The sequence below is a fragment of the Erythrobacter sp. THAF29 genome (assembly GCF_009363635.1).
Lineage (GTDB): Bacteria > Pseudomonadota > Alphaproteobacteria > Sphingomonadales > Sphingomonadaceae > Erythrobacter.
Genome location: NZ_CP045392.1, coordinates 1,505,783 through 1,531,869 on the forward strand (window position 1 = coordinate 1,505,783; position 26,087 = coordinate 1,531,869).

Annotated in this window: 25 protein-coding genes and 2 tRNA genes; 7 read left to right on the plus strand and 20 right to left on the minus strand. The window is 61.0% G+C overall.

Annotated features, from left to right (window positions below; translation table 11 throughout):
* Positions 1-2: 2 nt before the first annotated feature.
* The 6 genes from FIU90_RS07300 to FIU90_RS07325 all read right to left on the minus strand — a co-directional run bounded on the left by FIU90_RS07300 (position 3) and on the right by FIU90_RS07325 (position 8,792).
* Positions 3-1,523, minus strand: a complete 1,521-nt coding sequence (locus FIU90_RS07300) for a lipopolysaccharide biosynthesis protein (protein WP_152434184.1) — start codon at positions 1,521-1,523, stop codon at positions 3-5.
* The gene (locus tag FIU90_RS07305; RefSeq protein WP_234029671.1) at positions 1,520-2,539 is read right to left on the minus strand and encodes a GNAT family N-acetyltransferase; all 1,020 of its coding nucleotides are present in this window, start codon (positions 2,537-2,539) and stop codon (positions 1,520-1,522) included. The genes FIU90_RS07300 and FIU90_RS07305 overlap by 4 nt, the downstream gene beginning before the upstream one ends.
* Positions 2,540-2,610: 71 nt before the next feature.
* Entirely contained in the window at positions 2,611-4,062 is a 1,452-nt protein-coding gene (locus FIU90_RS07310) for a glycoside hydrolase (RefSeq protein ID WP_152434186.1), read from the minus strand.
* Positions 4,063-4,074: 12 nt separating this feature from the next.
* Complete coding sequence (locus tag FIU90_RS07315) at positions 4,075-5,178, minus strand: glycosyltransferase (protein WP_152434187.1); 1,104 nt, start codon at positions 5,176-5,178, stop codon at positions 4,075-4,077.
* Between the two features lie 35 nt (positions 5,179-5,213).
* Positions 5,214-7,349, minus strand: a complete 2,136-nt coding sequence (locus tag FIU90_RS07320) for a Wzz/FepE/Etk N-terminal domain-containing protein (RefSeq protein WP_152434188.1) — start codon at positions 7,347-7,349, stop codon at positions 5,214-5,216.
* Between the two features lie 27 nt (positions 7,350-7,376).
* Positions 7,377-8,792: an outer membrane beta-barrel protein gene (locus FIU90_RS07325; RefSeq protein ID WP_172970210.1), complete on the minus strand. Its 1,416-nt coding sequence runs from the start codon at positions 8,790-8,792 to the stop codon at positions 7,377-7,379.
* A gap of 94 nt (positions 8,793-8,886) precedes the next feature.
* On the opposite strand from FIU90_RS07325, the gene FIU90_RS15525 reads away from it, so the two are divergent.
* Positions 8,887-9,042 carry a hypothetical protein gene (locus tag FIU90_RS15525; RefSeq protein WP_172970211.1) on the plus strand — a complete coding sequence of 52 codons (156 nt, stop codon included), beginning with the start codon at positions 8,887-8,889 and terminating at the stop codon, positions 9,040-9,042.
* Between the two features lie 19 nt (positions 9,043-9,061).
* Here FIU90_RS15525 and FIU90_RS07330 read toward each other — a convergent pair whose 3' ends face one another.
* Positions 9,062-9,835 (minus strand): sugar transferase, encoded by a 774-nt coding sequence (locus FIU90_RS07330; protein WP_234029672.1) that lies wholly within the window; start codon positions 9,833-9,835, stop codon positions 9,062-9,064.
* Positions 9,836-10,114: 279 nt separating this feature from the next.
* Between FIU90_RS07330 and FIU90_RS07335 the strand changes: the two genes are divergently transcribed.
* Together FIU90_RS07335 and FIU90_RS07340 are read left to right on the plus strand one after the other, a co-directional pair.
* Positions 10,115-10,705: a polysaccharide biosynthesis/export family protein gene (locus FIU90_RS07335; RefSeq protein WP_172970212.1), complete on the plus strand. Its 591-nt coding sequence runs from the start codon at positions 10,115-10,117 to the stop codon at positions 10,703-10,705.
* Positions 10,706-11,016: 311 nt separating this feature from the next.
* Entirely contained in the window at positions 11,017-11,694 is a 678-nt protein-coding gene (locus tag FIU90_RS07340) for a response regulator transcription factor (RefSeq protein ID WP_172970213.1), read from the plus strand.
* Positions 11,695-11,739: 45 nt separating this feature from the next.
* On the opposite strand, the gene FIU90_RS07345 is transcribed toward FIU90_RS07340, so the two are convergent.
* The 7 genes from FIU90_RS07345 to FIU90_RS07375 all read right to left on the minus strand — a co-directional run bounded on the left by FIU90_RS07345 (position 11,740) and on the right by FIU90_RS07375 (position 17,655).
* On the minus strand, positions 11,740-12,969 hold the full coding sequence (locus FIU90_RS07345; protein ID WP_152434192.1) for a cell wall hydrolase: 1,230 nt from the start codon (positions 12,967-12,969) through the stop codon (positions 11,740-11,742).
* A gap of 170 nt (positions 12,970-13,139) precedes the next feature.
* Positions 13,140-13,577 (minus strand): hypothetical protein, encoded by a 438-nt coding sequence (locus tag FIU90_RS07350; protein WP_152434193.1) that lies wholly within the window; start codon positions 13,575-13,577, stop codon positions 13,140-13,142.
* Positions 13,578-13,753: 176 nt separating this feature from the next.
* Positions 13,754-14,263, minus strand: a complete 510-nt coding sequence (locus FIU90_RS07355) for a PilZ domain-containing protein (RefSeq protein ID WP_172970214.1) — start codon at positions 14,261-14,263, stop codon at positions 13,754-13,756.
* 244 nt (positions 14,264-14,507) lie between these two features.
* Positions 14,508-14,584: transfer RNA gene (locus FIU90_RS07360), tRNA-Pro, on the minus strand.
* 37 nt (positions 14,585-14,621) lie between these two features.
* Positions 14,622-14,697: transfer RNA gene (locus FIU90_RS07365), tRNA-Ile, on the minus strand.
* Between the two features lie 93 nt (positions 14,698-14,790).
* Positions 14,791-15,813: a polysaccharide deacetylase family protein gene (locus tag FIU90_RS07370; RefSeq protein WP_234029673.1), complete on the minus strand. Its 1,023-nt coding sequence runs from the start codon at positions 15,811-15,813 to the stop codon at positions 14,791-14,793.
* Between the two features lie 51 nt (positions 15,814-15,864).
* Positions 15,865-17,655 (minus strand): histidine kinase dimerization/phospho-acceptor domain-containing protein, encoded by a 1,791-nt coding sequence (locus FIU90_RS07375; protein ID WP_152434195.1) that lies wholly within the window; start codon positions 17,653-17,655, stop codon positions 15,865-15,867.
* A gap of 247 nt (positions 17,656-17,902) precedes the next feature.
* Between FIU90_RS07375 and FIU90_RS07380 the strand changes: the two genes are divergently transcribed.
* From FIU90_RS07380 to FIU90_RS07390, 3 genes are read left to right on the plus strand one after another with little or no spacing between them, the layout of a single operon-like run.
* Positions 17,903-18,364, plus strand: a complete 462-nt coding sequence (locus FIU90_RS07380; RefSeq protein WP_152434196.1) for an Lrp/AsnC family transcriptional regulator — start codon at positions 17,903-17,905, stop codon at positions 18,362-18,364.
* Complete coding sequence (locus FIU90_RS07385) at positions 18,361-18,801, plus strand: GFA family protein (protein WP_152434197.1); 441 nt, start codon at positions 18,361-18,363, stop codon at positions 18,799-18,801. Before FIU90_RS07380 ends, FIU90_RS07385 begins: the two co-directional genes overlap by 4 nt.
* 16 nt (positions 18,802-18,817) lie before the next feature.
* Entirely contained in the window at positions 18,818-19,198 is a 381-nt protein-coding gene (locus FIU90_RS07390; protein ID WP_152434198.1) for a hypothetical protein, read from the plus strand.
* Positions 19,199-19,206: 8 nt separating this feature from the next.
* On the opposite strand, the gene FIU90_RS07395 is transcribed toward FIU90_RS07390, so the two are convergent.
* On the minus strand, positions 19,207-20,568 hold the full coding sequence (locus tag FIU90_RS07395; RefSeq protein ID WP_152434199.1) for an NAD(P)/FAD-dependent oxidoreductase: 1,362 nt from the start codon (positions 20,566-20,568) through the stop codon (positions 19,207-19,209).
* 240 nt (positions 20,569-20,808) lie between these two features.
* On the opposite strand from FIU90_RS07395, the gene FIU90_RS07400 reads away from it, so the two are divergent.
* The gene (locus tag FIU90_RS07400) at positions 20,809-22,008 is read left to right on the plus strand and encodes an HWE histidine kinase domain-containing protein (RefSeq protein WP_152434200.1); all 1,200 of its coding nucleotides are present in this window, start codon (positions 20,809-20,811) and stop codon (positions 22,006-22,008) included.
* 50 nt (positions 22,009-22,058) lie between these two features.
* Here the strand turns inward: FIU90_RS07400 and FIU90_RS07405 are convergent, their stop codons facing one another.
* From FIU90_RS07405 to FIU90_RS07425, 5 genes are all read right to left on the minus strand, one after another.
* On the minus strand, positions 22,059-23,129 hold the full coding sequence (locus FIU90_RS07405; RefSeq protein WP_152434201.1) for a hypothetical protein: 1,071 nt from the start codon (positions 23,127-23,129) through the stop codon (positions 22,059-22,061).
* Positions 23,130-23,221: 92 nt separating this feature from the next.
* The gene (accC, locus tag FIU90_RS07410; protein WP_152434202.1) at positions 23,222-24,571 is read right to left on the minus strand and encodes an acetyl-CoA carboxylase biotin carboxylase subunit; all 1,350 of its coding nucleotides are present in this window, start codon (positions 24,569-24,571) and stop codon (positions 23,222-23,224) included.
* 6 nt (positions 24,572-24,577) lie between these two features.
* Complete coding sequence (gene accB / locus FIU90_RS07415) at positions 24,578-25,078, minus strand: acetyl-CoA carboxylase biotin carboxyl carrier protein (RefSeq protein WP_234029674.1); 501 nt, start codon at positions 25,076-25,078, stop codon at positions 24,578-24,580.
* Between the two features lie 93 nt (positions 25,079-25,171).
* Positions 25,172-25,612: a type II 3-dehydroquinate dehydratase gene (locus FIU90_RS07420; protein WP_152434203.1), complete on the minus strand. Its 441-nt coding sequence runs from the start codon at positions 25,610-25,612 to the stop codon at positions 25,172-25,174.
* A 25-nt stretch (positions 25,613-25,637) separates the two neighbouring features.
* Positions 25,638-26,051, minus strand: a complete 414-nt coding sequence (locus FIU90_RS07425; RefSeq protein WP_152434204.1) for a holin family protein — start codon at positions 26,049-26,051, stop codon at positions 25,638-25,640.
* Positions 26,052-26,087 lie beyond the last annotated feature (36 nt).

Consider the following 26,087-nt stretch of genomic DNA (forward strand, 5'->3'; position numbering starts at 1 on the left):
TGTCAAACGTGGTTTTCGCTTGGCGTGGGCGGGTCCATCGCGACAGTGCGTCTTGCGCGGCGCTTCTCGGCGAAGCGTGATGCAACCTTCATCAATTCGGTCACCGGCCCCTCGATCCTTCCGGTCATGCGCCAGGCGAGGAACACAGCGGCGAAATAGGTCGCTCCTCCAACAACCACAAGCAGCCCGAGTGTGGGCAGGGCTCCGATCCCAGATCCGGCGAGAATTGTATCGACGCCGAAGACTACGATAGCCATTGCGAGCAAACCGGCCAGCGTCAGCGCGTGGTGTTTCAATTGGCTGAGCACCGGGATCTTGAGTAAGTGCCGTAAGAACACGAATTCGATCATCACAACGATGAACTCGCTCACCAGCCGCCCGAGTGCGGCTCCGGTCAGGCCGCCGGTCATCAGCCCGCCTACGATCAGCGGAACCTTGATGAAAACCGCAATCACCTGACGGATGAAAAGCAGCTTCGTTTGCCCCATCGCCATCGCGACCGGTTGCAAACCCATGCTGAACGTGCCGAGCGCGTAGTAGATCGCGCAGATCTCGACGAAGGGCACTGCCGCCGTCCACTGATCACCCAATGCGATGGCGACCGCCGGCTCCGCAACAAGCGCCAGCCCCACGCCGAGCGGCGCGATCAGCATCGCGATCGAGGATTGCGCGAGCAGGTGCGAGCGGGCGAGCCGCTTCACGTCCTGCGACAAGTTGGCGAGGCCGGGAAAAAGGGCGTGCCGAATCGGCTGGATCGATTCGCGCGTTGGTATGACTGCGAGATTGTCGGCGACGGCGTAGATGCCAAGCTGCCCCTTGGGGACGACGAGGCCGATGATGAGCTGGTCGACCCGCCAATTCACCGTCTCGAGCAGCTGGTTGAAGAACATCCAGCCCGAAAACGCCCAGATCTCGCGGAATTTCTTCAGCGAAAAGCGCGGGAGGTAGGGCACGAGGGCGTAGCCGATGAGGCTCGCAAACACGGCTCCGATCAGGTTGCCGATGATGATCGCCCAATAGGATTGGAACATGAGCGCGAAGGCTATGCCGAATCCGATTGCGACGGCCTTTTGCGAGAACTGAACGATGGCGAGCGGGCCGAAGCGCATCGATTTCGTCGCGAGCCAGACTTGCGGGTTTTGCAAGCCGATCATCGCCCCGGTCAGCCCCGAAACGAGGAAGACAGCGACGAGCTCGGTGTTCGAATACAGGATCGCAAGCGGCCAGGACGCGAGCACGAAGAACGCTACGATTATTAGCGCTCGCAGCAACGCCATCGTCCACGCGGTATCGACATGTGAGCGCTCCAGGTTCTCCTTCTGGATAAGCGCATTGTTGAGCGAGAGGTCCGTGCAGGACTGAACCACGGTCAGCACTGCGGTCGCGATGGCAACGATGCCGAAATCCTCGGGAGTTAGCAGACGGGCGAGAATGAGGATCGCGCCTGCGCCCAGCAGGTTCGAGACGATCCTTGCGCCGCCCAGCGAGAAGGCGCCGCGCATGACCCCCAGCCGCAGGTTCACGTGTGCTTCCGATCGGGCAGCGTCACTCCCGAAACGAGTCTCGCCGCCGCACGCCTCGGGTAGCTCTTGTACTGTCCAAGCGGGAGGCTTTCAGCCGCCGAGACGACCGCCTGCGTGCCCTGCCGGATGAGCCTCGCCATGCTGCCGGGCCGCGCGATAGTCCCCTCGCACAGTTCGACGAAGCGGTCAGCAAAGAGCAATTTGAAAGCACCGTCACCGCGTCCGAAGTCGATCGTGTCAATGCCGTGCTCTTCAGCCGCCATCGCGCATTGATCGACAAGGTTGATACCGGGGCCGAGCTTGTATGCTGCGAGGTCGTAGGACGGGAACCACCAGTGCCACACGCCGCGCGCCGTTAGGCCGAAATGCGCTGCGAGCAGGTGGTCGCCGGCGTGAAGCGTCGTCATCCGGGCGCTGAAGTCCTCGTCTTCGATATGCCGGAGCCTTTGAAGAACTTCGCCGATCCAGTCGCGCTTGATCCGGAACCGTGTGCCCGCGCGCTCGAGCAGCGTATTCTTCATTTCGATGTGTCGCTCGAACACCGCGTCCGAGGGGTCATGGAAGGTGAAGCGGAGCGGGCCGTACTCTTTCTCGGTCTTGCGGCAACGCCTGCGGATTTCGCGCTTTGCCTTGGTCCAGCTCTTGTCCTTGCGGCCGACGAACGCCTCATAGCCTTCTGAAAGGTTCATCTGCGGCGAGGAGGAAAAGCCGGTCGCGCCGCGAGACAACCCTGAAATCTCGGTCGGCAAGTGGTTGTAATCGTAGCTCGACAGTCCGGCCCCTTCCAGCAGCTCCCGCGGCTCGATCCGCGCTCCATGTACAAGGACCGGCCCTTGATAATCGTTGAGCTGTCCGCCAACCGGCTTTCCCGCGCCGCCTCGGGCCGTGTGAAAGGGCAGGAAGCCGATAACGTTGCCCCGGTCTTCATAAACCGCGACGCGCGTATCCGGCCTTACATCAGCGACGGCGAGAGTGAATTGCGGCCTGTAGAACGGGCTGCGGTAGATTGCCGACATGCGGCAAAGGGCTCTCCAACGGCAAAGGAGATCGGAGGTCAGCTCCGCCGGTTTGAGCACTGTACTCTTCACTAACGGGCCTCCTCTGCCACGGGCATGCGCAAATCCCATGCGAGTTCGCGCGGGTCGATCCCGGCCGGCTCCCGTGCCGCTTTCGAACGCGTGCGCAGGCCGAGCGAGGCTCCTGCGAAGATCGCGAAAAAGGCGCTCGGAACGACATGCGGAGACGCGATAGCTGCGGGAATGAGGCAGATCAGAGCTGCCGTCCCGAGCGCTCCGCCGATTGACAAATTCTGGTCGGGGACCACGCCCCAGGTCGAGTGAGCCGAAGCGCGGAAGACCGTCTTGATATACATCGTGATGGAAACGATGCCGACCACGCCCATCGAACCCAGGATCGCGGTGATCATCGAAGACGAGCGGAAGCTTCCGGGTCCGATGCCGAGACCCCACGACGCGAGAAACGCGTCCCACCCCTGCATTGCCCAGAAATAGCGTTGCTGCCCGGAATCGCTTGCCGGTTTTGCGACCGTCATGTCGAGGATCATCTCGTAGACGGCAAAGGGCAGGCGGGGGACGAGGGCGAGCAGGACGGCGATCGCAAACCCGATGCCAAGCGCAACGATCGTAGCGCGCATGACTTTCCCATGCGGTGCGGCATTCGGGAACAGCATGGCGCGGAACAGGAAAAACAGGCCGTAGGCCGCCAGCGCGACATAGGCGGTTGATGCCGTGCTCAGCACCAGCATGATGCCCAGCCCCAGCGCGACTAGGCCCATGGCCCGTTCGCGGATCGAGCGGTACCAGAGCTCTGCGCTCGCAACGAACAGCGCAAAGCCGATGCCCGCATAGGTCGATGTTTCTGGCAGCACGCCCCTGATGCGGATGAAACCAGATACCGACAGGTCGAGAGCGCTGTATCCGCCGTTACGGAATATCTCGAGTATCACGCCGAGGCCGGTCCCGCGCGTTGCGAGATCAAGCACGCCTGTCGCAATGTGCAGGCAGCCTGCGATGAGGATTGCAGCGCACAAGGCCTCGGCGCCGCTTTTCGCGCGGCAAAATACATAACTGGAAAGCGCGATCATCAGAGCGCCGAACAGGTAGAATGCGGCTGTGAAGTTCTGGGCGGTGGGGGTCAGGGGGATGGTGTCGAACGGCCCCATGCCCGGATCAGGCCGCACCGGGAATACATCGAATGTGCCCGCAAAGAGCCTCGGCGCAACATAGGCGGAAACAATGCCGTAGAGCGCGAAGATGACGATCCAGCGGTTCTCGTTGATCGCGGCTGTGAGGTAGCCGAGATACCCGCCTCTGGGCGCAAAGATCCTGATAACGATAAAAAGCAATGCGAACTGGACCGGGGGTATCGACGACCCGCCAAGAGCGGGCAGTGTCATCGCTGCCGATCCTTCGAACAGTGCGCTCACCACGAGGAACAGAACGGCGCTGCGAACGCTTCCCGCCAAAACGATGAGAACGCCAATGGCGATCTGGATCAGGCCAATAAAGGTGAGCTCCATCGCCGCGCGCCCTCAACCGTTGCCGACCAGCTCGAGCATCTTGCGATCGAAATGTTCTGGTGCAAACCGCATCGCATGGTCGATCGCTGCCTGAGGATCGAAGTTCGCTAAGAAGGCCTCCATCTGCTCGACCGCCTCGGTCAGACTTTCGGGCGTCTGCTCGTCGAAAAAAATGCCGGTCGTCCCCGCCTTCACGCTGTCAAGCGCCCCGCCTCGGCCGAAGGCGATTACCGGGCGGCCCGATGCCATGCACTCGACCGGGGTGATGCCGAAATCCTCCTCGGCGGTCAGGACGAAGGCCCGGCAACGCGCATAGGCTTTCCGAAGCGAAGCGAAATCGAGATGGTCGATGAAAGTGATGTTGGGGCCGGCCATCGCTTTCAGCTTCTTGAGCATGGAACCGACGCCAACCATCGTCAGCGGGCGACCATTCGCGTTGAAGGCCTCGACCGCGAGGTCAGGCCGTTTGTAGGGGACCATCTGGCCGACCCAAAGATACTCGGGTCCGACGTCTTCCGATGGCTTGAACAGATCCACTTCGATCGGCGGATGGATTACGTCGGATTCGCGCCGCCACACCTTGCGGATACGCTGCTGAATGAAGCGCGAATTGGCTGCGAACTTGTCGACCCGCGCGCTTGAGGAGACGTCCCACTTGCGCAGCTGGTGATACATCAGCGGCATCGCCCCGCGCGCGATGGCCGGGGCTTCGGAGCGGTATTGGTGATACTGATCCCACAGATACCGCATTGGCGAATGGCAATAGCAGACATGAGTTGCATCGGGCCGGGTGATCACGCCTTTGGCCGGGCCGGACTCGCTGCTGATGACAAGGTCGTACTCGGACAGGTCATGCCCTTCGAGCGACATCGGCATGAGCGGCAAGTAATACTGGTACAGCCGCTTGGCGAAGGGCAGTCGGTTCACGAACCCTGCTTCGATATGCGCCTTATTCAGCGTCGCCGAGGTCTTCGCCGGGTCATAGACATTGGTAAAGATATCGGCGTTCGGGAAAAGGTGGAGGAGGCGTTCGACCACGCGCTCGCCGCCGCGCATGGAGACGAGCCAGTAATGAACGATCGCAACGCGCCGTTCGGAAAAGCCTCCGCGCGCCATGGCGTCACGCTTCCGGCCAGAGGTGAGGCGAGAAATCAGGCATAATAGTTCTCGTACTGCGAATAGTAGAAGTACGGGTCATGCGGATTGAGGAACTGCCGCCGCGACATGTCGACACCGCTCAGCGCGATGCCGAGAACGTTGACGTGTTCGGGCGGAAGGCGGCGCAGCGCCGCACGGATCGCGAACTTGGATGTTTCGCGCCACTTCGTCGCCATCACCACCACGTCCGCGCGGCTGGCGAGGATGCGGGTGGCGGCAATCGGCAGGACCGGCGGAAGATCGAGGATGATGCGGTCGAAATGCTCGCGCAGCTGCTCGAGCAGGTCGACGAATTCCTGACCCCGCAAAAGGTGCTCCGGCTCGTCCTTGGATGGCGAGAGCGGCAGCACGCAGAACACGTCGTCATCGACATATTGGTCGAAGTCGATCGGCGCGGAGCCATTCAACACCTGCACCAGCCCTTTCTGCCCAGCCTGCATGTTGAGCAGGCGGCTGATGCCTTGCCGGCGAAGGTCGCAATCGATCAGCATCGTGCGCTGCCCGCCTGATGCGAGAACGCTCGCAAGGCTGCACGACATGACGGTCTTGCCCTCGTCCGGCAGCGCGGATGTGATCGCGATGACTTTTGCCTGACCCTGCGTTGCCAGGTCGATTGATGCTCCGAGCGAGCGAAAGCTTTCGGCAAAGGCCGATCGCGGCGCTTCCTGAATTGCGGTAGCCGGATGCTCGGACGATCCTCCCATCGACGTGAGCAACGGGATCGAGGCAAGGCACGGCACCGGAAATTCGCGGTCGATCTCGTCCGGGGTCGAGACCCCGTGAAACAAGGCCTCCTTGATATAGGCGGCGAGGATTCCGAGCCCCAGCCCGATGATCAGCGCCAACGCCATGTTGAGCGGAATGTTGGGCGAGTGCGGGAAAATCGGTGTGCTCGCAAAGGTCAGCACCCGTGCATTCGGTTTCTCGCTGCCTTCAGCCGCGATCAGTTCCTTGAACCGGTTGAGATAGGTCTCGTAAATGCCCTGCGATGCCTCGGCAGCACGCTCGAGCTCGCTTAGCCCGACCATCGCTGCATTATTGCGCGACAGGTTCTGACGCGCTGCGGCAAGGCTGGCATTGAGCGAACCAAGGCGCTGCGCTGAAACCGCGCGCTTGGCGCGAAGGTTGGAGATGACGCGGCCGATCTCCGCTTCGATGCGGCTGCGAACTTCGGCAAGCTGGCTGTTTGCACGGATCAATTGCGGGTGGTTCGGACCATATTTGGCCGAAAGGTCGGCTACGGCAGCGGCTGCCACAGCTTCCTGCGAGCGCAAGGATGCAATCACCGGCGAATCGAGCGCTTCGCCCACGTCGTCGCCGGTCGATCCGGAGCGCAGCTGCGCAAGGGCGGTCTGGAGCCGGGCCTCATCCTCTGCTGCCTCGGCCCGAGCGGTCGTGACCGCCTGGTTGTAGGTCGAGATTTCCTGCTCGGTGAGCGACGCGCCGGTCATGCTCGGCAGGTTCTGGTTGATCCGGTATTGCTGGAGCGCCTGCGTGTCGGCCTGCGCCTGGTCGCGCAGCTCGGCGAGACGTTCCTCGACGATGGCGCGCGCTTCGCGGTTGCGCTCCTGCTCGGCGGACAGTTCCCAATTGACATATTGCCGGGTGAATTCGTTGGCGATGCTGGCTGCGGTGCCCGGTTCGTCCGCCTGGTAGGAGATGGTGAGCGCGTAACTCTCGCCCGCTCGCCGCGCGCCGACATTGGCCTGCAGTTCGTCGAGCACTTCGCGCTGCCCCGCGTCATCAAGCCCGGCGCCGAGTGCGAGTGCATCGCTCACGCGTTTCGCCATTTCCTCTGATGCGATGATCTGCATCTGGGTGTCGACCACTTCGCTGGTCAACACCGGCTGTGCAGTCATGCTGGCATTCGACTGGGTGACGATTGCGGCATCGTCGGTGAGCATGACGGTGGATTCGGCAAGGTAGGTCTTGCCCATCAGGAAGGACAGCAGAGCGCCGATCGCGAGCGCCGCCGCGGTCACGATCACGATCGTCTTGAACTGCCTTCGGAAAAAGCTGACGCTCTCGGTCAGATCCATCCGATCCGCCGCGATCAGGGAGTGCTCTCCGTAATGACCTACCGGTCCGCCCGGGCCGCCGGCCCTGGCTAGTTCACGCGAACCTTCCATCTTTCCCTCCTAAGAAATCCCTTGAGGTCACCATGCCGCCCTCACTCCCACGGCAGCCGAGAACCCATTGTAATCGCGGCCCGACGCGCCGCCGTCCTGTTCGCGGTAACCGGCCGACGCCGTAAGCCCGATCCGGTCCGTCACGCGCAGCGTCGTTGAGCCAGTGACGAAGATCCGCTCGTCATTCCTGGGCAATCCGCGAAAGCTTTCTTCGGCGTATCCCGCATCGACGCCGACCAGCACACGGTCGCCAAGAGCGCGCTGCGCGCCGATGCGGAATTGCGTGACCTTGATTGCAGGGGAGTCGAGCGTTCGGCTCGCATCGATGAAGCGAGTCGCGCTCGCCGTCAGTCGCCATTCGGGTTTCGGCGTCCAGACCGCGCCGAGCCGGAAATTGACGTCACTGACCGTGTCGACCGCAGGATCGTCGAAGTCCTGGTGGATGTATCCGACACCCGCCTCGATCTCGATAAGCGCGGTGACTTCGTGACGCACGCCGACGAGGACCGAGAAGCCGCTCGAATCGCGCTCGGGTACGGTAGCGAGATCGAAGTCGATCTGGTTGCCCCCGACCTCGACGAAGATGCCGGTCTGCTCGCGCACGCCGAGATCGCCACGGACGCGCGCGCTTCGGATCGTGACGTCGCGGATCGAAAGGTCGGTTTCGATGCCGCCGACCAGCACGTCCTGGTAATCGCGGTTGACGATGTCGGCGCCTGCCGAAAGCTCAAGCTTGCCACCGGTCCGAGCAATAGAAAGGCCGCCGCGCTTTTCGATGAAGCTCACCGGCTCGTCGGTAAAAAAGACGTCTCCCAGAGTGCCGCGCTGTTCGATCTTCTGCCCTATCCCGGCATAGGCATCGACATCCACGCCGTCGGCAAATTCAAGCGTCGTCGCAGCTTCGATATCGAACTGCTCGCTGTCCTCGTCGGTAATGTCGAAGTGACGGCGGAATTCGGCGCTCCCGACGAGGCTGACCGAGTGGCGTCCGAAATCGGACGCAAGGGTGAGGGCAGGGCGCAGCAGCACAAACCCGTCCTCGATCTCGTTGGTATCGAGATTGTAGAGGTTGTCATCGTAGCGAACTTCGACCGTGGCCTCCGGATAAAGGATGAAATTGGGCGAAATGCGGATGCCTTCGCCCGAAGCGGGATCGAACAGTTCAACCGGTGTGACCACGTCCTCTTGCTGGGCCAGCGCCATACGCGGAGCGATCATGCAAAGGCACGCGAAGATCGCGGCACGCATGACGAAGGTTTGCGCGGTCCGGGGCTTGATCGGCGATTTGAAAGCCAATGCCTTGGGCGCGATTGCCAGCGCATCGGGAAGCACGCTCTCGGCGCTCCTCACGATGAGCAAAAGATCTGCGAACTCGCGCGCCAGCCGGTCGAGCCAGACGCGCGGTTGGCGAACGTGCGGCACCGGGCGCCGGGTATCGTCCAAAGCGGAGGTTTCTTGCGTTGCGCAACCAATGCGCGTGCGAGACGTTATCTCCCTGTGGCACTTCGCTGCAAAAAGGAGTAGGTCGATAACTATTATGAATAGGGTCGTCGTTACAAAAGAGGCCTCCGAGCCGGTTGAAACCGTACCGGAATCGCTCCCCGAAACGGGTCGAGGCAGCTTTGCCCGAGGCATGCTGATCGCTCTACCAGCCGCACTTGCCATCTGGGCGGTGGTTTTCTGGCTGTTCTGACTGTCGTATCTCCGGGCCATCACCTCGCTCCCTCCGCGCTGAGCACCGCGGGAATCGTGGCGAACAGGATGGCGAGATCGGTTCTGAATGAGGCTTTGCGCGAATACAGGACGTCCGCTGCGACACGGCGTCGGTAACTGGTGTTGTTGCGCCCCGACACTTGCCACAAACCGGTGAGCCCCGGCTTCTGGCTGAGATAGTGCGTGATGTAGCGCCCGTATTTCGGGATTTCCGAGTGCACGATTGGGCGAGGGCCGACTAGGCTCATATCCCCGCGAATGACATTGAAGAGCTGGGGCAATTCATCAAGGCTCGATGATCTCAGGAATGTGCCTAGCGGCGTGATGCGCGGATCGTCGCTGAGCTTCTGATCGCGTTCCCATTCGGCGCGCATATCGGGACAAGAGGCGAGCAGCGCAGCGAGGCGCTCGCTCGCATCCTGTCGCATCGAGCGGAACTTCCAGCACTGGAACTCGCGCCCTCCGAGCCCGATCCGCGTCTGCCTGAATATCACCGGGCCCTGACTCGACATGGCGATGCAGGCTCCCGTGATCAGAATGACCGGAAGCAACACGCCAAGCAGGCCAATAGCCAGCGTCAGGTCCATGAGACGGACGAGACTCCGGCTAAGACCACTCGCCTCGTCGGAGACAGGCTCTTCGCTGCTGCGCACCAGGTCAGATGCCATGGCGAGAAGTTCGCGTTCCGACGGCGTGGATTCGCTGCTGAAGAACGGCCCCCCTGTGGTCGCCCCCCCATCGCGCATCACCGTTTCGTGTTTGGTCGTATGCATGTAATTTGATCGATCAGCCGCTGTTGAACGGTATGGCCCCATTGGCAGCGACGCCGCCCCAATCCGGCGCTCGCTGCCTGCAGCTAAACTTCCCCAGAACCACGCCCGGAACAATCGCGCATCGGTTGTAAGTCTAATCCGACCAAAGGGGGATTTCGGTCGACCTCAAATCGCCGCCTATCACCCTGAATGGTAATACAATCGGGAAGCGCCCTGTCGTAATCTTCAGCCTGAAGGTGCCGTGCTCTTGGACCGGTGCCGGGTTGGAGGGATATCGCCGTGTTCAACGCTTCGAAAACTGCCGCAACATTTGCACTCGTCGCATCGGCCTGTCTTGTGGCGACCGGCTGCGCGACCAACGATCTGCCGATCCAGTCAGCGTCGGCGGCCAACAGCGAAGTCGCAGAGGGCTATTTCGTTGATGCTGGGGACCAGGTGAAAATCACGGTGTTCGACGAAGATACGCTTTCGGGCGAGTTCGAGGTCGGCAGCGGTGGCACGCTCGCCATGCCCCTGATCGAACCACTGATCGTCAAGGACATGACACCTGGCGCGGTCGCGACCCTGATCGAGACGAAGCTGAAAGAGGGCGGATTTGTCCTCTATCCCAAGGTCGCGGTGGAGATCCTCGAGCACCGTTCGTTCTTCATCCTCGGCGAAGTGAACGCACCGGGTGAATACGCGCATAATGGCGAGCTCACGCTCGAACAGGCTGTTGCCAAAGCGGGGGGATTCACGCCCCGGGCTGAAAAAAAATCGATCGTGCTCAAGCGACAGTTGTGGTCCGGAAGTCGACTGATCCGTCTCGACAACACCGCGCTTAAGGTCGCTCCGGGCGACACGATTACGATCCGCGAATCGTTCTTTTAGTCATTCCCGACTGGTCGGCAGAAATGCCCGGTTTGATCGAAGATCTATGCGTCAATCGGAAAGAAAAATTGCGCGCTCGTGAAATTCTGCGAACGTAAGACGCGAAAGGCTACCAAAAGATACAAGGCTTTCCTTGGTTAACGGTTAGCTAAAAATTTCCTGTTGATTCCTTGTGGGTAATCTATCATCATTCACTTGCCGTTCGGAGTCGCCGCCACGGCTGTTTTCAACAAAAGATAATGCGCCCTGGTGAAAGATGCCCGATCGGCACTTGGGGGTATTTGTTGGAAACTTGTGGGTGGGACCACTTCATGAACAGCGATCTATGTTTGATCTGTCCGAACGAAATTTCACGTGAGGGGCTTCACAGACTTCTAGCCGCCGATGGCTATGACGTCGTTATGTCGACGGGGCGTGTCGACAAGGTTATCGATGCAGATTTCGATAGCGACTTGCTCATCCTTTTGGACTTGCCGGATTCCGAAGCACAGCTAGCTGCTGTGAAGGAACTGCATTCGGCATATCCGATGGCCAAGATCGCCGTGCTCGTCGATACTTTCGAAATGGACCGTGTGATCGAGTTCTTCGATGCAGGCGTGGACGGTTACATCGTCCAGTCGCTCAAGTCGGAGCCGCTCATCACCGCATTCCGTCTCGTCGCGCTCGGTAAGAAAGTGCTTCCGTCCGAGCTTGCAGACATGCTGGCCCGGCACACGTTTCCGCACGGTGTTGCGGGCAACGATATCGAGCACGAAATGGAGGATGCCAACCTCTCGGCCCGGGAATGCGATGTTCTGTGCTGCTTGATGGCGGGATATTCGAACAAGGTGATCGCGCGAGAACTCGACGTTTGCGAAGCGACCGTGAAGGTCCACGTGAAAGCGATCCTGCGCAAGCTCGACGTAAGCAATCGCACGCAAGCTGCGATGTGGGCAAGCACCCACGGATTTTCCGATTACCACGCTATGAAGAAGGCTCAGGTAGCCTGAACGACTGCTGGCCGATCTGGCTGCAAACAGCCCTTCGGTTCGCCTTTACCGCTCCGCCAGCAGCGATTTGAGTGCCGCCCCATTTCCTGGCAGGCACTGATTGGAAGAGGGTCTGGAAACCCTCTCGCAATCCCATAAAGCGATATCCATTCCCGATTTTGCATCGCGCAGGAACAAGAATCGCGGGCGATCGAATTGCGCGTGATTGCGTGCCTTATTGGCGCTGACCGAGGCCGCGCTGTCATAAGCGATGACCTGGCAGTTCTTTTTCCCGGCACATGCCTTCATCGCGGAAACCGCCCAGCGCCCGCTCGCCTGTTGAGCGTTCACCTGAAGGAAAATCGGCGGGTTCGCGCTTCTTTTCGGTGCCAATGCAGCCACGGCCGCGGTGTTCGCCGCCGCAGTCGCCATAGGTTCGGCTGCGGTTAGTTCGGCATTTTCGTCGGGCACTGTCTCGGTATCGGCGTCTGTCGATCCAGCCTGGAAACTCCGGCCAACCAGCGCGTCGTAATCCATTTCAGCGTCCAGCCGGGCCGGTGTCCTCAATGCACCGCGGCTGCCAGACCAGCGATAGAAAATATGCGGGCCGACAGCCGTGAGCCGCTCGAGATGCGAACTCCACCAGGGTGTGACGTAATCGGCGTGATAGTGAGTTGCAGAACCGATCGATCCATCCACGAAACCATCAAGAGCCTCGTTCGCGACGGCGAGCGCGCGTTCCCATGCACGTGTCGAAGGGCGTCGCTTTGCAAGCGAGCCGTCGCAGGTAAATGTGAACTGGCAACCGGTCGAGCGACGCGATCCTTCGAACACCACCCCGCATACCGAATTGGGAAAGCCCGGGTGATTGACCCGGTTGATGACAGTCTGGACTACTGCGCGTTGCCCGGTGTGGTCATCGCCGATCTCGTACCACGCGGCAGCGGCGAGGCAATCGGCGGCTCGCTGCTTGTCCGTGCGCGGTCCCCAGAATTTGAACGGCCTTGCCTTTGTCAGCGCCGCTTCAATCGAAGCTTGGTGCAGGGGCTCGAGGGTTTTCTCCGACGAGTTTGTCGTAGCGACACGACCTGACACAGCCGCGATCTTCTCTGCTCCCGGCAAGGAAGCAACTGTTGCTGCACCTACCGCGCTATCTGGGCGTGCCAGCCCTAGCGCAACGACCAGTCCGATTATGCCGCCTGCACCGAATGACAGCGCACTCAGCCGCCCCCACCATCCGATGGTTCGGGGCGTGCCGAGCGATGGCCACGCTTTCAAGGTTGCTGGAATGCGCATGTGCAATTCGGTCCTGACCGTCCAACCTGACGCCAGAAATACCACCTCGCGGGCGGGCGCCTCAATTGCGCTTTGGGATTAAGGGGACGGCTATGAAGGGGTTTCCCGACCGGAAAAGCGGGGGGCTTCCGGTCGGGAACGCCGGATCCCGAGGGACACGGCGTGAAGCTCTATTCGTCGGGTCCGTAAACCACCTTCAGCACCGGATCGTCGCCTTCCGGCGGCGACTTGCCGTTCAACCGGGCGAACTTTCGCGAAACCTCTTCCTTCTTCTCGCGCGAGACGAGCGAGCCTTCCAGCTGTGTGTCGCGGGTGTCGTCGGGAACCATGCTGTCCTTGCCCAGTTCGAGCGTTTCGGCTTCGACGGCACCTTCCGGATGCCATTTGGTCCCGGGCACGCTGCGCCGCCGCATATCGGCGATAAGGGCGTCCATTTCGCGTTGGTGGCCGTTGATGAGCTCGATAGCAGCCGCCCGATCCGCGCGCGCGGCTTTCAACCTTGCATCGGCATCGGCAAATGCGTCTTCAGCCTTGACGAGATCCGTTTCGACCTGTGCGAGGCAGCGCGTCTTTTCCGACCCGGTCTCGTTTCTGCGATTGGTTTCCATTGTGCCCCCCTTGGCTGTGGCAGTTCGTTCTCAAGAAGATTCCGCCGTCTGCTGAACGCGCATGAGGGCGACACTTCCTGAGCCTTGCAGGCCTACACGATGCACAACAGGCTCGAAATTACCCGAAAGGGGTGCAGGTCAGATCTGATTGCAGGGGAATGGGCCAGGGGCGCCCCTCAGTTCGTCTTCTTCACCATCGCTACGATCATGCCGTCGGATCTTTGGCGAAATCCGAGCAACTGGTCGCCAGCAGCCGCGCGGCCGCTCTCGAACTCGATTTCCCATTCGGTCATCTGTTGCAACGTTGGACTGACAGCGATCTCGATTTCATCTACGCTGGTTTCGCCGCCTTCCTGCGGGCGCGCGATCGGGGAGCGAAGCAGGGCCGCGCTCACGACAGCTTGTGATACCGGAGTGTTGAACTGGCAGCCGCAGACCGACCCTTTGCGCCAAACGACCTTTGCTTCGACGGGGCCGACGTACGGCAGTTCGACAAGCAATTGCTCGCCTTCCTCGATGTCGACCGAAGTTTCGAGACGAAGACCTTGTCCGGACAGATCGTGGATCAGCGCTTCGGCTCGCTCCGTAGGAGAAGCCAGCTGCGTCGCGAGCCTCACCGTGCGACGCCCGGCAACACGCTCATCCGAGAAAATCTCGGCCTGCAATGGACGCGCGTTCTCTCCCATTCCTACCAATTTCCTGTCGTAGAACGCACCCATTCCCCGATGCCGGAACTCTATTTGACCCGACGTAAATTCGTAAAGAACGTCCATCGCGAATCAAGCACGCATTGTCAGTATTGGAACGCGTTGTCCCCGCCCTTTCGAGCTATGTGAAAACACCCAAGGCATCGAAATCGACGTGCCCCATTGGCATAGTGGGCAAACATGCCCGGCCGCTCGAATATTGCTGGCTGAGAATTTGAGATGGTGGTCGGGGAGACTGGATTCGAACCAGCGACCCCCTGTACCCAAAACAGGTGCGCTACCAGGCTGCGCCACTCCCCGACACTCATCTCTGACGTTCACGCCCCATCGAAAGGGATGGTGGGCCCGGCAGGATTCGAACCCGCGACCTAGCCGTTATGAGCGGCCAGCTCTAACCGCTGAGCTACAGGCCCCAGTTCCCGAAATCCGGCTCGCGGCGTGAACGAGCACGGCCCCTACAGCCAGCGCTGCCCAGAGACAAGCGTGAACAGCATGAATGTCCCGATTTATCGTTCGACAGCATTCAGGATATCGGCAACCGATGCGCTCGCAACACCGCGCTTGTCGAGGTAGCCGTAGACGGCGCGCAGCCAATCATAGATCCCAGCAACATCTTCTGCGGTCTTCGCATAAGGCGTGTGCCCGGGCGCGATCGAGGGGCTGTGCAGCGACAGCACGAGGAGCGGTAGGCCTTCGTCGAGCGCGATATCGATCCCGCGCAGCGCTTCCTCGGTTGAGACACCTTCCGGCGTCAACGCAATCCTTTCAAGCAGGTTGAAACGCGACAGCCCGCCGAACAGAGTCGGGACATGGCGCTGGGCGCGGTGGATTTGCTTGCCGAGCTGACGCAGAACGCCCCAGTAGATACTGGTGATCGGCAATTCGAGCAGCGCACGCTCGTCATCCACCCAATAGGGCGCGAGCGGATGGTGGGTGTAATCGGGTCCGTGCTGAGCGCTGTAATCGAACAGCGAGCGTACGGAGGTGTCGATCGCTATCCCCGCATCCTTCAGCATCTGTGCAGACCGCTCGCCAAGGCCATATCGCCCTGCGCGATAGATTTGCGGAGCGGTGCCGAATGCCGCTTCGATTGTGTCGCGCAGCGCAGTGAACTTTGCTGCTTCCAGCTCGTGCGGAAGATTGCCGGCGTAAGAATTGCGCGCGGTGACTTCCTCTTCGAAGGGCGGGTTGACCCAGGGATGAAGCTGAACGCCGACATCGGCACGCGCTCGCTTGACGGCATCGCCGATGATCTCGACCGCGCGCGGATCGTTCGCAACGGGCCAGTCGACGAGGTACACCGGGCGGGCTCCGATCTCTTCGCAGAAGGACTGGAAACGCGCGATTTCGCCGACGTGCTCCAGACCGTATCCATCGCGGCGGAACGGAGCGTTCCAGTCGAATTCCTCCTCGGTATCGACCGTTAGCAGCACGCGCTGTCCGAAGCCGTCGCCAAATTGGGCGAGGGCGGCGCTATCGGGCGGTGTAAGGATCGAGCCTGCGGCCAATTCGCAAATGCTCCCCGGCATCGAAGCTGGCGCGGTGCCAGCGGTTTGGAACCTACGTGCGAGGGGCGCCGATCAGGCTGCGTCGCCGGGCTCCCCATGCTTGAGCTGGCTAGGCAGCGCCTCACTGGCGGTCAAGAGCGGCAGGGTGAGTGTCACCGTTTCCTCGCCGATTTCGAGATCGCCGCGTGCCGCGCGCGCTTCCGCCCGTGCCAGCCGCAATGCGAACCCGGCACCGAACAGGCCTGCATTTACCGCCGAGTCGACAGGCTTTGCATCGGCGGCAAACACGTCCTCTTCGGCCATCAACTGGGCCGGAAGGTCGCAGGTGAATCGCGCTAAGCCGCCACGCTCTTCCAGCTGTGCTTTGAGCGTTTCTCCCGAGGCGCAGCTGCCCGCGAGTGTTGCCAGCAGACGCCAGATCAGCGCCTCTGCGTCCTCGCTGTCGAGCGCGACCTTGACCTGGCTTCCCGGCTCGTTCTCGAATTCGATTCCCGCCATGCGCGAGACGAGAACCTGCCCGAGCTGCCTTGTGGTCGAATGGATGAGAGCGGCCAGATCGCTGTGTCCGCCATCGAAGGTGATCGCGCCAGTTTCGAGCTTGGCGAGGCGATCGAGTTCCTCGAAACCGGCAAGAATGCGCGCCGCGTCGGCGGCAATTGCCGCGGCAAGCGCGCGGTATTCGTGCGGAGCAGGACCGAACAATTGCTGCTGGATGACTTCGGCATAGCCCTGGATTGCAGTTACGGGCGTGCGCAGTTCGTGCAGCAGCTGGCGGATACGATCGGCTTCGCGCGCAGCTGGGCTGTTGGCCCTGTCGGTTCCTGCCGGGCGACGAAAGCGCCCCACATAACCTGCGAAATTGCCATCGGTTGTGAAGGTTGGCTGCGCATCCACAATCCAGCTGCCTTCGATTGCCGGCGCACCGCGCAATTTCATCGTGGCATGGACGATCGGCTGGCGGCGCGCGAATGCGCGGTCGAGTACACTTTCCTCTTCCTGTCCGCCAAGGACCGCGGGGCGGGTGAGGCGAATGCCGACAACCGAAGCTTCGACTTCGCTTGTCGCCCACTCGATGCGCCCGCTCGCGTCGGCGGCAAAACCGAAGCTTGCCGCCTGCCTGTCGCGCGCACCGTCTTCATCCTCTCCAGGCAGGCCCAGTGGAAGTTTCGGAGAGCGTTCCGCCTCGGCGGGCGAAACTTCCCGGTTCCGGCGGAACTGGGCGATACGTTCGACAAGTGCCGAGATTTCGCTGCGCCCGCTGTCGTCGGGATCGTAGGGAGTTTCGAGGGTGGGTTGAGGCTCTGGCGCCGGGGTTTCTGGGTCTTCCGCAATCTCGTCCAGATCCAGCGGCTCGTCTTCTCCCTGGCTTGGCGGTGCGAATACAGGTTGGTCCGGCACGAAATCGGCAGGCGGCGAGGGCAAGCCGCGATCATAGACGCCGAGCCGCTCAAGCAGGTCCTCGACATCGACCGGCAGATCGCGCCTGAGCCGCAGGAACCCGCGAGCCCGCACCGGAAGCCGCGGGATCAGCGCGCTCCAATCCTCGGCACTGAGCTCGGCTCGATTGAGTGCGGCAGAGGCGACGTCGGGTTCGTGCTCGGCAAGATGCGCGGCCAGGTCGGCGCTGCGAAAACGCCAGCCGGTCTCGCGGATCATCGCCGCGCGGTCCTTTGCCGGAATATCCTCGGCTAGCTTGTCCATCCTCAGCCAGGCGGCGGCAATGAGGCTCTGACTGCGTTCGTCCGATGGCGCAAACTTCCGGTTACCCAGGATATCGAGCAATTGCCGGAATTGCGTGCGCGCACCTGCCTCGCTCTGCGCGCGCTGGCGCAGTACGGTGGCAAGGCGATCATCGAAGAACATCCGGGGTCAAATCTCCTGGGGGCGCGCATAACGGTTCGGGCGCACCGGTTCCATTTTCGCTCTATCAGCACGTGAGTGATGATACAGGCGACCACTCACAGTGCGTTGCAAAGCGGGACAGTTGCTGGCAAACCTAATAATATTAGTCGCTCACGCATTCTTGCGGGTGTGATCTTACGCTAGAGGGATACAGGATATTCGGCTCGGATAATCAATGCCGCGATATCCGCCGGGGAGTTAACCGATCATGGCCAATCTGGACGAAATCGACAAGCGCCTCCTGGCCGAACTGCAGGCCGAGGGGCGAGTCACCAATGTCGAATTGGCACAGCGTGTCGGGCTGACCGCACCGCCCTGCCTTCGCCGCGTTCGCGGGCTTGAGGAAGACGGAGTAATTCGTGGCTATCACGCCGATCTCGACCCTTCGAAACTTGGCTTTGCCATCACCGTGTTCGCAATGGTGAGCCTGAAAAGTCAGGCCGAAAGCGCGCTGCGCGAATTCGAAGAGGCTATGGCCGAACTGCCCGAGGTGCGTGAGGTTCACATGCTCAATGGCGAGATCGACTTCATTCTCAAAATCGTGAGCCAGGACCTTCAAAGCTTTCAAGAATTCCTGACCAGCAGCCTGACGCCGGCTCCCAATGTCGAGAGCGTAAAGACGTCGCTCACGATCCGCACCTCGAAACAGGTACCTGGCGTTCCCTTATGACCGAAGGCACCGACCAACCGCTCAAGGGCCACTGCCTGTGCGGGGCGGTGCAAATCACGGTCACGGCCTTTCATAAAGAGATCGATATCTGCCATTGCAGGATGTGTCAGCGCTGGGGCGGCGCTTTCTATGCGGGCCTCGAAAGCGATGCGTTCGAGATCGAGGGCGAAGATAGGATCAGCGTCTACAAGTCGAGCGACTGGGCCGAGCGTGCGTTCTGCTCGAAGTGCGGCAGCAATCTATGGTACAAGTTCCTGCCGACCGGTAACCGGACTTTCCTCGCCGGATTGTTCGATGTTCCCGAAGGTATGCCGATCAAGCACCAGATATTCGTCGACGAGAAACCGGACTGGTACGATCTTGCGCAGGAAAGCCCGATGAAGACCGGGCCTGAAATCATCGCCGAGGCCGAAGCAGTTGGCTTCACATTCGACTGAAGAGGAATGCTGGACATTGTTCGATGAACCGCCTCCAGCGCCCCAGACACTGCCTGAAGAACAGCAGCAGGAAGTGGTCGAACCGCATCTACCTACCGAGCAAAGGGAAGACGGCACCCTCGTCATCGACCTCACGCCGCTCGGACAGCCCAAGCTCGATTGCGAAACGCCCGAGCCCGATCCGTTCAATCCTGAAATCGTTGTCTGCCGCGAGATCAAGCAATCACCTTTGCTCGGTGAAGGAGAACTGCCCGAAGTCGACGATTTCGGCAACGCCATCCCGCGAGCGAGGGTCGAGCTGTCCGACAATGCCGAGGCCGAGGCGAACGCAATCAGCCAAGGCGTCGGCGGTTTCAACGCCAATGGCGGCGAAGTGCGGGTGAAGATCGACTTCTGAGGCGAGCGTCAGTGCAGCTTGAGCCGCGGCCGCACGATCCGGTTCACGCGCCCGATCAGCATCAGGAACAGTCCCTTGATCCAGCCGTGAATGCCGATGAGGTGCAGGCGGTAAAGCGAAGTGTAGATGAAGCGCGCCATGCGCCCTTCGACCGCAAGCGCGCCGCCGACGAGGTTGCCCATCAGGCTGCCGACGGTCGAGAAGCGGCTTAGCGAGATCAGCGATCCCTTGTCCTGATAGGTAAAGCTCTTGAGTGGTTTACCTTTCAGCGAGCGAACGATGTTGTCAAAGACGGTGCCCGCCATCTGGTGCGCCGCCTGTGCGCGGGGCGGAACGGGCGTGTCCTCACCCGCGGGCGTATAGGAGGCGCAATCGCCGAGTGCGAAGATGCGATCGTCGTCGAGTGTCTGCATCGTCTCGCGCACGATGATCTGGTTGCGGCGATTGGTCGTGAGGCCGAGGTCGGACAGGAAATCGGCCCCCTTTACGCCAGCCGCCCAGACCATCAGATCCGCCTCGATCTGTTCGCCCGCGCTTGTGACCAGCATTCGCGAACGCGCTTCTATCACCTGCGTGTTGGCTTTCACCATCACGCCCAGCGCTTCGAGTTCGCCACGCGCGGCGGCTGCGAGCTTTTCGGGAAGGGCAGGGAGGATGCGCGGACCTGCTTCGAGCAGGGTGACGTTCAAGCGGCTTTCGTCGAAGACTTCGAGACCGTAATGCCGCAGCGCGCCTGCCGCATTGTAGAGTTCCGCAGCGAGTTCGACTCCCGTAGCTCCGCCGCCGACGATGGCGACCTTGACCTGTTCGTCCGCGTCGGGAGCCGTCATCATCGCGCGGCTGACGCGCAAGCAATGGTTGAGCAGCTTGGTGCGGAACTTGTCCGCCTGAGGCCGCGAATCCAGATAGATGCAGTGCTCCTTCACGCCCGGCACGCCAAAATCGTTTGAGACCGAACCGACCGCAAGGACAAGGTAATCGTAACGGATCGAATGGCCTGCAATCAGCAGCTCGCCGTCATCGTCATAGACCGGCGCCAGGTTGATGGTGCGCGCCTCCCGGTCGATCGCTTCGAGGGTGCCCTGGAAGAATCGATAGCCCCAGCGATAACAGTGACCGCGATAGCCCACTTCGTCGAGATTGGCATCGAGCGACCCTGCCGCGACCTCGTGCAGCAGAGGTTTCCAGATATGGCTGAGGTTTCTGTCGACGAGGATGATGTCGTGGTGCTTGCGGCCGAATTTCGCGCCGAGCTTGCGGACGAGCTCAAGGCCGCCGGCCCCGCCGCCCACCACAACGATCTGGGTCTTGCGTTTTGCGCTGCTTCTGCCGCCCGTTTCGGACCTGGCCGTTTCGTGGGTGTCGGGCACGGCAAGTGGGGCGCCATCCGCTGCATCTTTTGCGCGGGCGTCGAGGAGCTCGTCATGCTTCACCCATAATCGAACGCGCAAAAACCGAATTGGTGCCGGGCGGCGCTGCAAGTTTCGCCACGCGGAACAGCATTTCGCATCAAAATGGAGTAAACATAAGTAGTTAAACGAAAGGCGTCCCGGCCGATCGCAGGCTAGGCATTAATCCTGATCGGATCTTAGCTGCGGGGAGCCAAGCCCATGAATGCATTGCTCGAATACGAACAATACATGCCGCATGGCATGTGCCTATTGTGGGAACCCTGGCTCGTAGTTCTATGGGCCGGATCGGACCTTCTGATCTTCCTTGCCTACATGCTGATCCCGCTCGCGCTGATCATGGTCCTGCGCAAGCGCCCGGACATCCGCCATCGCGGCCTAGTGACCCTTGCCGCGAGCTTCGTATTGCTCTGCGGAGTTACCCATGCGATGTCGATCGTGACGCTGTGGACCGCGATCTATCCATTGATGGGGGCGGTGAAGCTCGCCACGGGGATCGTCTCGATCATCACGGCAGCGGTGCTGTTCCGCCTCATTCCCACGCTGGTCCGCATTCCGAGCCCCGACAAACACGAAGAAGTGATCGCGCATCTCAGGACGACGCTTGGCGAACTCACCGATGCGCGCGATCAGCTCGAAGAGCGCGTGCAGCATCGCACCGACGATCTCAAATCGGCGAATTTGCGCCTCGCCTATGTTGCGCGCGACGCGGTGCAGCGGAGCCGCAACCTCATTCGTGTGGTTTCCTCGCTCACCCAGCCGGGCGTCGATGCAATCCGCGAGCCGGAGTCGTTCGTTCGCGAGCTGCGCGGCCGTATCAACGCGCTCACCATCGCCACCTCGACGGTGATGGAGCAGGACGAGCAATCGACCGCATTGCTTCAACGCGTTGTTCGAAGGCAGATTGATCCGCTTTTCGCCGATCCTGCCAACCAGTTGCATGTCGAGGGCCCTGCCGTCGAAGTCGGGGCGCAGGGGGCTCAGCAGATCAGTCTTGCCATGTGGGAGCTTGCTTCGCGTCTTGTGCAATCGGGCCTGCCCGCATCGGAACTTCCGCAGATCCACGTGCAATGGAGTCTCGATGCGGCGAGCGACAAGGATCAGATGTTGTCGATCGAATGGCGCGAGAGCAGGCCGGGTTCTTCCCTCGGCTACGATGACTCAATCGAAGGAACTATCGATGAAGAGGCAAAGTTCCGCGCAGTCGACCTTTCCGAGTTCGCAAGCACGCTGCTGACGCGGATCATTCCCAAGATGCTCGGCGGGAAGGGGGAGATCATTCAAGAGCCGGATGCGTTCATATACCGCCTGACCTGCCCGCTCGACGCGCTGACAGACGTGAGCGAAGGGGAGGGCCTCGCCGAAGGAGCGATGGAGGAGGAGTTGCTTGCGGGGGTTTGAGCCGACGGTTTCAGATCTGCTCGATCACGGCGAGTGCTGGCTCAGAATTCTTAAAGCGCGATTGGGAAATCGTATCTCAGGCTTTCGGGGATCAGGTTGCTCTGCTCTCGGGAAATCGGCGCATTCAGGCTAGTTTCTTCATAGGCCGCGGTAATTCCGCCGAATGCGCGCTCGATGGCGCTCGACCCCGACACCCACCCTCCGCGGTCGAATTGCAGGGGCGCTGCGAGGGCGTGAGCACGTGGGTTGAAGGCTCGGAAAACCGGTTCGTCGTCAGGGCCAATAATCTCGGCGAAACTTACCCTGACCCCTGCTCGGTATGGACGATACTGTGATCTGATATGGTGGAAGCCGAACTGATTGAAGGGCGCTGCATTCTCCGTCTTAGACGCAGCATCGTGCCAGACGCCGTACCGGACCTTCCAGTCGAACCGTTCCGGCAAATCCGCCAGTACGATGCAGTCTTGTGCGAGCGTCTCGCGCCGATTGCGCCATTCCTCCTGAGACCCGGGAGTAGCGACGGCTACCGTCCAGAAGTCATCGCGATAAGACCGGAGCAAGGCCTGACATCTGTTAGTCGCCGCAATGCCGAAAGTCCGTCCTTTAGCCGCATCCGGCCCGAAATCCGCGCGAAGCTCATCGAAGTCGACGGGATCATAGGACGACACTGTTATCGTTTCGACTTCACCACTCAAGAGCAACAGGTTCAGCGTGTAGCGGGCGGGTTCGCCCGTTTCTGCGTGGAAATAGCGGTCCATCGAGCTTGGCGGAGCAGAAACCAGCAGGTTCCCGTCAAACCTGATCGTTTCGCTGACGGCGATCGTAGGCCGATCGTATTTGGCGAGGTTGGCGTGGACTGCCCTGATTGACCCCGCCGGCACTGCGAACAGCACGACGAGAAATATTCCGACCGCAGCGCCGAATGCACCGGCGGTCGATGCCTTGAGGCGGAGAACTCCATAAATGAAGGCGAAAAGCGCTGCCCACGTGAAGCCAATCGGCGCTAGCGACAGCATAACGAAGGCGAGGAGGGCGCAAAGACCGAACACGGCCAGCGCCCACCACATGCCGCTCAATCCGGCAATAGCCCGATATGCCGTCGTCTTCGCGGGACCAAACATGATCCTACGATACTATGCCGCACCGCATTTCGAAAAGGTTTCAGGTTGATGCGACGAAGCGACCGTCCCGAAATGGAGCCAAAATCGAGGGCTCAGCCCTCGCGCTCGGACAGCCATTCCTCGAGCCATTTGATCGAATAGTCGCCGTGCAATACGTCGTCCTGGTGGAGCAATTCCTGATGCAGAGGAATGTTCGTCTTGACCCCTTCGATCACCATTTCTTCGAGCGCGCGGCGCAGGCGCATGATGCAGCCTTCACGATTGCGTCCGTAGACGATCAGCTTGGCGATCATGGAATCATAATAGGGCGGGATCGTGTATCCGGCATAAAGTCCGGAATCGACGCGGACATGCATGCCGCCGGCCGGGTGGTAATAGGTGACCTTGCCGGGTGAAGGAGCGAAGGTGAACGGGTCCTCGGCATTGATCCGGCATTCGATCGCATGGCCCGTGAACTCAAGATCTTCCTGCGCGACAGAGAGCGGCTTGCCCGCTGCGATGCGGATTTGCTCGCGCACCAGATCGACGCCGGTGATGGCTTCGGTTACCGGGTGTTCGACTTGCAGGCGGGTGTTCATTTCGATGAAGTAGAACTCACCGTCTTCCCACAGGAACTCGATCGTGCCCGCGCCGCGATAGCCCATGTCGCGCATCGCCTTTGAGCAGACCTCGCCCATGCGCATGCGCTCTTCATGGCTGATGACGGGGGAGGGGGCTTCTTCAAGCACCTTCTGGTGGCGGCGCTGGAGCGAGCAGTCGCGCTCGCCGAGGTGAATGGCGTTGCCGTTGCCGTCGCCGAAGACCTGGAATTCGATATGACGCGGATTGCCGAGATATTTCTCTATATAGACGGTAGCATCGCCGAAGGCGGCTTTCGCTTCGGAACCCGCCTGCTTCATCAGGCTTTCGATTTCGTCTTCGCTCTCGCAAACCTTCATCCCGCGACCGCCGCCGCCGCTCGCGGCTTTGATAATCACCGGATAACCAATCTCGGCTGCGATTTTCCTGGCCTCCTCGGGATCCTCGACGGCGCCATCCGAGCCGGGGACAAGCGGAAGGCCCAGTTCGCCTGCGGTCCGTTTTGCCTCGACCTTGTCGCCCATTGTGCGGATGTGCTCGGGCTTGGGCCCGATCCACTTGATGTCGTGCGCCTCGACGATTTCGGCGAACTTGGCATTTTCCGAGAGGAAGCCATAGCCGGGGTGGATTGCATCGCACCCCGAAACCTCTGCCGCCGAGATGATCGCGGCGTGGTTTAGATAACTGTCGGTCGCAGCAGGCGGTCCGATGCATACTGCGGCATCGGCGAGCCGGACATGCATCGCGTCTGCATCGGCGGTGGAGTGCACGGCGACCGTCTCGATCCCCATTTCGTGCGCCGCGCGATGGATGCGCAGCGCAATTTCGCCGCGATTGGCGATCAGTATGCGCGTAATTCCCATGGCGGCTTAACCGATAACGATGAGCGGCTGGTCGAATTCGACCGGCTGGCCGTTGTCGACAAGGATTGCCTTGACAGTACCCGACCTGTCTGCGGCGATCGGGTTCATGACCTTCATCGCTTCGACGATCATCACGGTGTCGCCTTCGCTTACCTTGTCGCCGACCTTCACGAAGTTGGCTGCACCCGGTTCGGGCGCGAGATAGGCGGTGCCGACCATCGGCGATTTCAGCGCATCGGCATGATTGTCGCCAGAGCTTTCGGCTGCTGGTGCTTCTGCCGCGGGAGCCTGAGCGGGTGCGGCAGGCGGAGGAGCCAGTGGAGCGGGTGCAGCGCTGTAAGCGGGAGCGACGCCGCCCCCGCGCGAAACGCGGATCTTGCGGTCGTGATCCTCGACTTCGATTTCGGTAAGGCCGGTCTCGTTCAGCAGCTCGGCGAGCTCGCGGACCAGAGCAGAATCGATATTCATGCCGGACTTTTTTCCGGCAGCGGACTTGTTCGTCGCCATGCACACCCCTTGTTTGGTTTCGCGTGTGACTATTCACGCGAATTGCGGCTGGCAAGTGGCAATCGATGCAATTTTCGCAATCGGCGCCGCGTCCTAGACCTCGCCTGACGCTACGGCTTCGAGAGCGATGCGATAGGAATCGGCGCCATGCCCCTCGACCGTCTTGGCCGCCGCCATGCCGACATAGGATGTGTGCCGGAAATGCTCGCGCGTCTTGGGATCGGAAAGGTGGACCTCGATCACCTGCGTGCGGATCGCCTTTATTGCGTCGAGAAGCGCGATAGAGGTGTGCGTGTAGCCGGCGGCATTGAGCAGGACGGCGCGCGCGCCTTCTGCCTGCGCCTCGTGCAGCCAGTCGACCAGCATGCCTTCGTGATTCGTCTGGCGCATGTCGATCGCGAGCCCCAGCTCGCGCGCCCTGTCTTCCAGCATGCCTGCGATCTCGTCCAAGGTCGTGCTGCCGTAGATCTCCGGCTCGCGCAGGCCGAGGAGGTTGAGGTTGGGGCCGTTCAGGACATAGACAAGATTGGACATTGGCGGGGCTTAGCCCGCGATGCCGCTACTTTTCAACGCCCTTGATCTTCCCCCACTGGCGCGCAGCGGTGTAGCCGAGATAGCCGGTGCCGAAGAGCGCGTAGAGCGGTTCGGGCAGTGCGGCGAGATATGCGGTCATTCCTTCGCCGATTGCGCGCGCGGTGATCGGATCGAAGGCCGCGATCACGCCCATCGGCACGGCAAAGAGGATCAGCGCATACATCACGTAGAGAAAGCTCGGGCGCGCGCGGCTGGTCCACGGATCGGCGCTTTGCGCCTCGGCGACGATTGCCTTGAGGCGCGCCTCGATCAGTTCCATCTCCTGCGTGCCTTCGAGCCGCAGCAATTCGAGCTTCGCCTTCGCCCGCGCTTCCTTGTCGGGAATGAGCTTGTCGATGATCGAGGCGATCGGGCCGATGAGGGATTCGATAATGGACATGGGAGCGCTCCTGATGCGAGTCGCACCATTGATAAC

Coding starts and splice junctions, on each gene's coding strand:
- FIU90_RS07305 (WP_234029671.1), bottom strand. CDS start 2,539: ATGTCGGCAATCTACCGCAGCCCGTTCTACAGGCCGCAATTCACTCTC.
- FIU90_RS07310 (WP_152434186.1), bottom strand. CDS start 4,062: ATGGAGCTCACCTTTATTGGCCTGATCCAGATCGCCATTGGCGTTCTC.
- FIU90_RS07315 (WP_152434187.1), bottom strand. CDS start 5,178: ATGGCGCGCGGAGGCTTTTCCGAACGGCGCGTTGCGATCGTTCATTAC.
- FIU90_RS07320 (WP_152434188.1), bottom strand. CDS start 7,349: ATGGAAGGTTCGCGTGAACTAGCCAGGGCCGGCGGCCCGGGCGGACCG.
- FIU90_RS15525 (WP_172970211.1), top strand. CDS start 8,887: ATGAATAGGGTCGTCGTTACAAAAGAGGCCTCCGAGCCGGTTGAAACC.
- FIU90_RS07330 (WP_234029672.1), bottom strand. CDS start 9,835: ATGCATACGACCAAACACGAAACGGTGATGCGCGATGGGGGGGCGACC.
- FIU90_RS07340 (WP_172970213.1), top strand. CDS start 11,017: ATGAACAGCGATCTATGTTTGATCTGTCCGAACGAAATTTCACGTGAG.
- FIU90_RS07345 (WP_152434192.1), bottom strand. CDS start 12,969: ATGCGCATTCCAGCAACCTTGAAAGCGTGGCCATCGCTCGGCACGCCC.
- FIU90_RS07350 (WP_152434193.1), bottom strand. CDS start 13,577: ATGGAAACCAATCGCAGAAACGAGACCGGGTCGGAAAAGACGCGCTGC.
- FIU90_RS07355 (WP_172970214.1), bottom strand. CDS start 14,263: ATGGGAGAGAACGCGCGTCCATTGCAGGCCGAGATTTTCTCGGATGAG.
- FIU90_RS07370 (WP_234029673.1), bottom strand. CDS start 15,813: ATGCCGGGGAGCATTTGCGAATTGGCCGCAGGCTCGATCCTTACACCG.
- FIU90_RS07375 (WP_152434195.1), bottom strand. CDS start 17,655: ATGTTCTTCGATGATCGCCTTGCCACCGTACTGCGCCAGCGCGCGCAG.
- FIU90_RS07380 (WP_152434196.1), top strand. CDS start 17,903: ATGGCCAATCTGGACGAAATCGACAAGCGCCTCCTGGCCGAACTGCAG.
- FIU90_RS07385 (WP_152434197.1), top strand. CDS start 18,361: ATGACCGAAGGCACCGACCAACCGCTCAAGGGCCACTGCCTGTGCGGG.
- FIU90_RS07400 (WP_152434200.1), top strand. CDS start 20,809: ATGAATGCATTGCTCGAATACGAACAATACATGCCGCATGGCATGTGC.
- FIU90_RS07405 (WP_152434201.1), bottom strand. CDS start 23,129: ATGTTTGGTCCCGCGAAGACGACGGCATATCGGGCTATTGCCGGATTG.
- accC (WP_152434202.1), bottom strand. CDS start 24,571: ATGGGAATTACGCGCATACTGATCGCCAATCGCGGCGAAATTGCGCTG.
- accB (WP_234029674.1), bottom strand. CDS start 25,078: ATGGCGACGAACAAGTCCGCTGCCGGAAAAAAGTCCGGCATGAATATC.
- FIU90_RS07420 (WP_152434203.1), bottom strand. CDS start 25,612: ATGTCCAATCTTGTCTATGTCCTGAACGGCCCCAACCTCAACCTCCTC.
- FIU90_RS07425 (WP_152434204.1), bottom strand. CDS start 26,051: ATGTCCATTATCGAATCCCTCATCGGCCCGATCGCCTCGATCATCGAC.